A 2,403-nucleotide genomic window follows, 5' to 3' on the forward strand; every position below is an offset into this window, starting at 1 on the left:
GTTTTGCCGCCTTGACCGTCCTGGATCACCGCCTGGAACTCCAGCGTATGCCAGCTCGTATCCTCGACATTGCCAAATGAACCATACACTTCACCGGAAACGGAATGCCCGGCATCACCATCTTGCGTGTCTGTCACAGACACGCCATCCACTTTCAAGCTATCTGGCACGTACTGCAAGCCTGCAGGGAGTGTATCCGTGATCGTCAGATTTTCCAGATAGGTGTCATTAATGACGCCTCTCGCACGAATCGTATAAGAGACAGTATCTCCCACTTCATACGTAGCCTTGCTTGCATCCACATTGGATGCAATTTTCTCGGATTCAATTTGCGGATTGCGCGGATACACCTGCACTTCTTCTCTTGGACGGTCCGGTGTGTCCACATTGTCACCGTCTACAGCAGCGATGTTGATAATATCCTTACCGGCTTGTCCCGGTTGTACGATGGCTTCAAATTGCACCGTATGCCAATTCTGGTCCGCGACGTCGCCAAGCTGCCCGACAACCTTACCTGCGGCATAATGACCCTTGTCGTCCCCTTCGGCATCTGTTGCGGCTACGCCATCCACCGTCAGACTGCCTGGGACATATGCCAGTTCGGAAGGAATCACGTCGGAAATCTCCAGATTTTTCACGATGCTGTTAGCGACCATATTGCGGGCCTGAATCGTGTATTGCAACGTATCTCCGATTTCAGGATGTTCAGCATCCGTGTTGCCAGCTGCTTTTTCCTGCAGGGTCATCGTTTTGCTGGATTCAAGTTTAGGGAAAATGACGGATGAGTCCGTTTCATTGGTTTCCGTCTGTTCTTTTTCCCCTGACAACAAATTGTCATAGTCGATTTGTGCCTTGTTATTAATGGATTTCACTGCATAATTCGAAAGCACTTTCACTTTAAACTGTACAGTGACCCCAGCCGGCAATTGGCTGGCATTTTGCAGGTCCCCTAACTTAATACTAACCTGTTTGCCGTCAAACTGGCCTTCATCCGTATCGGCCTCATCCGTCAGTTTCTTGGTTGTTGATCCATTAATCAGGACCATCGAGCCAGGGACATATTCCGTACCTGCAGGGATCGCGTCTGTAACGACCGTATCCCCTGCGATGTCTCCGCCCTCATTTTTGGTATTGATCGTATACGTTAATTCCGTACCCACGCCAATCTCTCCTGGCGGATCAACTGTTTTGGTCGAGGTTACACACGGCTCTGTTCCCAGGAAAATGTCATCCAGCAAATTCCCGAATGCAACCGCACCAGTTGAAGTTGAAACCGCTTCAAAACCAAACCTTGTTACAGTCTGTCCCTCAGGAACTGTGTACTCTCCGGTATAATACGTCCATTTGTTAAATACACTGCTCATCTGTTCAATAACCGGCAGGCGGTCCGTTGGAATATCCGTTGAACCGATGCGGATCTGCATCGTATCCGTCCCGTATTCCCCGCGGTGAGCCAGCCGCCAATAAATGGTTTGACCTGGGACTGTGTCTACATCCTGATATAACATCGCTGCTTCATGGGCGTTCAATTCGGCAAATTGTGTGCCCTCTGCAGCAACAACAGGGATGGTTTGACCATTACCGCCATTTTTTCCCAGAAATTCATTAGAGTTTTGCATGATTTGTATTCGATTATCAGAGGCGTCCGTTTCCCAGCCCGGAACCTCATATCCGTAAAAATACTGCCAGAATTGCTCAGATCCCGGAGATCCTTTATCCCCTACATTTCGCGCTTTCGGCTGCTCAAAGCCACCGTTGATCATCGCTACCGGAGCCGGGCAGGCAGTTTCTGCCGCCTGGGTCACAGGAGTAAAAGCCGGTTGTGAAACAGGCAATATGCCGAGAATCAACATAAATACAGAAAATTTAACAAAAAGACGCTTCAACGGGCTTGTTCGCCTTGTGGAACGGGTATCGTGCAACTGTCTTCCCCCCAAATTTTAATGATTTCCCTGTTAATATAATCCATTCCCTAAAATTAGACAATAATTTTACAGCATCAAATTAAATTTGCATAAATGACCGAAAATAGCACGAATAATGATCTAACCCCTGTGGAATCAACCCTCTAAAATGCCTACTTCAATCACTTTGCTGGTTTCAATTTATAGAAGGAATTTTTCTCATCCAGGGTGAGATCCTTCTGTTTAAAGTGTTAACCGTTTATCCGCATAGTGCTAAACTCCTGAAAAAACGACAGCTGCCCCTCAAATCATTTGCCTTGAGAGGCAGCTGTTTTTTCGCTGTATTGATTTAAGCTTTCTTTCTTCTCAGCAGGAGCAGGCCTGCAAGCAGGATGATGAATCCAACCAGCAAATAGCCGTACATATTCGTTGCCGTTGCCGGCAGCTTGCTGCCATTGCCATCTCCGTTGCCGGAGTCGTCTCCGTTCACCGAGTCACC

General features: G+C 47.9%; 2 protein-coding genes. Both read right to left on the reverse strand.

What is annotated here, in order from left to right; translation table 11 throughout:
• Positions 1-1,922: isopeptide-forming domain-containing fimbrial protein (locus tag ACE41H_RS25040; RefSeq protein WP_375358295.1), on the reverse strand; the 1,922-nt coding region annotated here is incomplete at its 3' end.
• 331 nt (positions 1,923-2,253) lie between these two features.
• Positions 2,254-2,394 (reverse strand): LPxTATN C-terminal sorting signal domain, encoded by a 141-nt coding sequence (locus tag ACE41H_RS25045; protein ID WP_375358296.1) that lies wholly within the window; start codon positions 2,392-2,394, stop codon positions 2,254-2,256.
• Positions 2,395-2,403 lie beyond the last annotated feature (9 nt).

It is taken from the genome of Paenibacillus enshidis (genome assembly GCF_042136365.1).
Taxonomy (GTDB): Bacteria; Bacillota; Bacilli; order Paenibacillales; family Paenibacillaceae; genus Paenibacillus; species Paenibacillus enshidis.